Source organism: Sphingomonas sp. (genome assembly GCF_042091075.1).
Classification (GTDB): domain Bacteria; phylum Pseudomonadota; class Alphaproteobacteria; order Sphingomonadales; family Sphingomonadaceae; genus Sphingomonas.
The window spans coordinates 1-3,733 of the sequence record NZ_JBELIE010000230.1 but is presented as its reverse complement, the minus strand read 5'-3'; the positions used below and the strand labels follow the sequence as shown (position 1 = coordinate 3,733).

Annotated in this window: 6 protein-coding genes; 5 read left to right on the top strand and 1 reads right to left on the bottom strand. The window is 68.1% G+C overall.

The features are described from left to right. A partial coding sequence (locus ACFDSW_RS15885; protein ID WP_375251238.1) for a helicase HerA domain-containing protein occupies positions 1-417 on the bottom strand: 417 nt, incomplete at its 3' end. A 104-nt stretch (positions 418-521) separates the two neighbouring features. On the opposite strand from ACFDSW_RS15885, the gene ACFDSW_RS15880 reads away from it, so the two are divergent. From ACFDSW_RS15880 to ruvB, 5 genes are all read left to right on the top strand, one after another. Further along, the gene (locus ACFDSW_RS15880) at positions 522-1,265 is read left to right on the top strand and encodes a YebC/PmpR family DNA-binding transcriptional regulator (protein ID WP_375251237.1); all 744 of its coding nucleotides are present in this window, start codon (positions 522-524) and stop codon (positions 1,263-1,265) included. 76 nt (positions 1,266-1,341) lie between these two features. Then, positions 1,342-1,848, top strand: coding sequence for a crossover junction endodeoxyribonuclease RuvC (ruvC, locus tag ACFDSW_RS15875; RefSeq protein WP_375251236.1), 507 nt, complete (start codon positions 1,342-1,344; stop codon positions 1,846-1,848). After that, a complete protein-coding gene (gene ruvA / locus ACFDSW_RS15870) occupies positions 1,845-2,441 on the top strand; it encodes a Holliday junction branch migration protein RuvA (RefSeq protein ID WP_375251235.1) in 597 nt (198 codons plus the stop codon). The genes ruvC and ruvA overlap by 4 nt, the downstream gene beginning before the upstream one ends. 163 nt (positions 2,442-2,604) lie before the next feature. After that, complete coding sequence (locus ACFDSW_RS15865) at positions 2,605-2,796, top strand: hypothetical protein (protein WP_375251234.1); 192 nt, start codon at positions 2,605-2,607, stop codon at positions 2,794-2,796. Positions 2,797-2,869: 73 nt separating this feature from the next. Next, positions 2,870-3,733 (top strand): Holliday junction branch migration DNA helicase RuvB (gene ruvB, locus ACFDSW_RS15860; RefSeq protein WP_375251233.1); only part of this gene is annotated, 864 nt, incomplete at its 3' end.

Here is a 3,733-nt window from a genome sequence, read left to right as displayed (position 1 = left end):
GTCGACTACCACCAGCGCGGGATACCAATGCTCGCGCGGTGCATCGAACAGCGCATTCAGGAAGCCGGCGGCGCAGCGCATCTGCCCCTCCGCCTCCAGCCCTTCGAGGCTGAGCACGACGCTGGCGCGGTGTTCGCGCAGGCGGGCGGCGATGCGCGCGATCTCGCGCTCGGCATAATCGGCGCCCTCGATCACGACATGGCCGTACCGCTCGGACAGGGTAACGAAATCGCCCTCGGGATCGATGACGACCTGCTGCACCTGACCCGCCGACCGTTCGAGCAGCCGGCGCAGCAGGTGCGACTTGCCAGAGCCCGAATTGCCCTGAACGAGCAATCGGGTGGCCAGCAATTCCTCGAGATCCATCGTCACGGGCGCGCCCGACGTATCGGTGCCCATGTCCACGCTGACTGTCATGATGCCGCCGCCTTTGCCTGATCGGGGGGAGTCGGGGCAACCCCCGGACTGGCATCCTGCGCCCGCCCGCGATAAGGCCATCCGATTACCCCTCAGAGGCGATCATGGCAGGCCATTCCAAGTTCAAGAATATCATGCACCGCAAGGGCGCGCAGGATAAGAAGCGCTCCAGCATGTTCTCCAAGCTCAGCCGCGAAATCACCGTGGCGGCGAAGATGGGTCTGCCCGATCCCGACATGAACCCGCGCCTGCGCGCCGCGATCAACGCCGCCAAGGCGCAGTCGATGCCGAAGGACAATATCCAGCGTTCGATCGACAAGGCGACCAAGGGCGATACCGAAAGCTACGAGGAAATCCGCTACGAGGGCTTCGGCCCCGGCGGCGTGTCGCTGATCATCGAGGCGCTGACCGACAATCGCAACCGCACCGCGACGAACGTGCGCACCGCGGTCAGCAAGAACGGCGGCAATCTCGGCGCATCGGGCTCGGTCAGCCATGGCTTCGACCGGATGGGGCTGATCACCTATCCCGCCACCGTCGGCGACGCCGAAAAGGTGTTCGAGGCGGCGCTGGAGGCGGGGGCCGAGGATGTCGCCTCGTCCGACGACGGCCATGAGATCTGGACGGCGCAGGGTGACCTGCACGAGGTCGCCAAGGCGCTGGAACCGGTGCTGGGCGAATCCGAGGGCGCGAAGCTGGCGTGGCGCCCGCAGACGATGGTCGAGGTCAACGAGGATGACGCCGCGACGCTCTTCAAGCTGATCGACGCGCTGGACGACGATGACGACGTGCAGACGGTGTGGGGGAATTACGAGGTGTCCGACGAGGTGATGGCGAAGCTGGGGTGATGGTCTGGTTCGTGCGCCAGATGCCGGGCACGCTCGACGCCGTCTCCGTCCCCCGTCCGGTCGGCAACGGAGCGGGATGATCATCCTCGGCCTCGATCCCGGCCTGGGTACGACGGGTTGGGGGGTGATCCGTGCGGAGGGCAACCGGCTCAGCCATGTCGCCAACGGGCAGATCCGCACCGATCCGTCGATGCCGCTGCCACGGCGGCTCGCCAACCTGTATGCCGCGCTGATCGACGTGCTGCGCGCCGAGCGGCCCGATGAGGCGGCGGTCGAGGAAGTGCTCGGCAACACCAATGCGCAGTCGACGTTGAAACTGGGCCAGGCGCGCGGCGTCGTGCTGCTGGCGGCGAGCGGCGCGGGGCTGACGATCGGGGAATATCATCCCTCGACGGTCAAGAAGGCGGTCGTGGGCACCGGCGGCGCGGAGAAGCGCCAGATTCAGGCGATGATGGCGGTGCTGCTGCCGGGGGTGAAGCTGGCCGGGCCCGATGCGGCCGATGCGCTGGCGGTGGCTGTCTGCCACGCCCATCACGTCGCAAGCCAGCGGGCGACCGCGCGGCGCAGGGAAGGAACGGCATGATCGCGCATCTGAAGGGCCGGCTGGACGCGACGGGAACCGATCATGCGGTGATCGATGTCGGCGGCGTCGGCTATCTGGTCGGTGCATCGTCGCGCACGCTCGCGGCGATCGGGCCGGTGGGCGAGGCGACCACGTTGTTCACCGAATTGCTGGTGGGGGAGGATTTCCTCCGGCTGGTCGGTTTCGCCACCGCCGCCGAGCGTGACTGGTTCCGCCTGTTGACAGCGGTGCAGGGGGTCGGCGCGCGCGTGGCGTTGGCGATCCTGTCGACGCTGGAGCCCGCCGATCTGTCGCGGGCGGTGATGGCGCAGGACAAGGCGACGGTGGCGCGCGCCAACGGCGTCGGGCCGAAACTGGCGGAACGGATCGTGCGCGAGCTGAAGGACAAGGTCGGCGGTGTGGCGCTCGGCCCCGCCGCGGCGGCGCACGTGGTGCCGGCGGGCGCGGGGGCGGATGCGGTATCGGCGTTGCTGAACCTCGGTTTCCGGCCGGCCGAAGCCAGCGCGGCGGTGGCGGCGGCGGAGGACGATGTCGGCCCCGGCGCGACGCTGGACACGCTGGTACGCCTCGCGCTGAAAAAAGCGGCGCGGTGACACGACTGTTGCTGCGCTGCGACAAAGCGACATCGATCGGAGACGATCGGAGGAGATATTGGCGCCCCGTGGGATTTGGTTAGCCAATTCTTACCTTAGGCCTTTCCGGCATGGGGAGGTTTGGGCGGCTGTCGCGTTGCGATGGCAGCCTCGAGGAGTATCAATGTCGAGCATCAATCCCCTTCGTACGAACGGGCCCGCAATCCCGACGCTGCCGGAGCGCGCCCCTGCGGTCGCCGACGCGCCGGTACGCACGGTCGGCGAACAGCTCGACCGTTTCGACGCGATGCTCGTCAAATTGCGGGCGCAGCATGATCCCATGGGCAAGGGACGGGTGATCGACCGGCTGGGGTGACTCCGCCCGCTTTGCGCGACGATCTCCGCCAGGGAGCTTCCGATAAGCGTTCCGCCGCGCTACGGAACGAAGCGTGACCGACGCTGACGATGATCGCCTGATAACCGCTGCCCGTCGCCCGGAGGACGTGGATGCCGCGCTGCGCCCGCGTCATCTCGACGAATTCGTCGGGCAGCAGGCGGCACGCGAGAACCTGCGGGTGTTCATCCAGGCGGCGAAGGCGCGCGGCGACGCGCTCGATCACGTGCTGTTCTTCGGCCCGCCGGGGCTGGGCAAGACGACGCTGGCGCAGATCATCGCACGCGAAATGGGGGTCGGTTTTCGCGCCACCTCCGGCCCGGTGATCGCCAAGTCGGGCGACCTTGCCGCCTTGCTGACGAATCTGGAGGATGGTGACGTCCTCTTCATCGATGAGATCCACCGCCTGCAACCAGCGGTCGAAGAGGTTCTGTATCCCGCGATGGAGGATCGTGCGCTCGACCTGATGATCGGCGAGGGGCCATCGGCGCGCAGCGTCCGTATCGACCTGCCGCGCTTCACGTTGGTCGGAGCGACGACGCGGCAGGGCCTGCTGACGACACCGCTGCGGGATCGCTTCGGCATTCCGGTGCGGCTGCAATTCTACAGTGTCGAGGAATTGCGGCAGGTGGTGACCCGGGCCGCGCGGCTGCTCGATCTCGGCATCGCGGCGGACGGCGCGGCGGAGATCGCCCGGCGCGCGCGGGGAACGCCGCGAATCGCGGGGCGGTTGCTGCGCCGGGTGCGCGACTTCGCGAATGTCGCCGGCGCGGCGGTGGTGGACGCGACGGTGGCCGATCGCGCGCTCAACCGGCTGGAGGTCGACGCGCTTGGGCTCGACGCGATGGACCGGCGCTATCTGACGATGATCGCGGATATCTATCGTGGCGGGCCGGTCGGGGTGGAAACGCTGGCGGCG

Coding starts and splice junctions, on each gene's coding strand:
- ruvA (WP_375251235.1), top strand. CDS start 1,845: ATGATCGCGCATCTGAAGGGCCGGCTGGACGCGACGGGAACCGATCAT.
- ACFDSW_RS15880 (WP_375251237.1), top strand. CDS start 522: ATGGCAGGCCATTCCAAGTTCAAGAATATCATGCACCGCAAGGGCGCG.
- ACFDSW_RS15865 (WP_375251234.1), top strand. CDS start 2,605: ATGTCGAGCATCAATCCCCTTCGTACGAACGGGCCCGCAATCCCGACG.
- ruvC (WP_375251236.1), top strand. CDS start 1,342: ATGATCATCCTCGGCCTCGATCCCGGCCTGGGTACGACGGGTTGGGGG.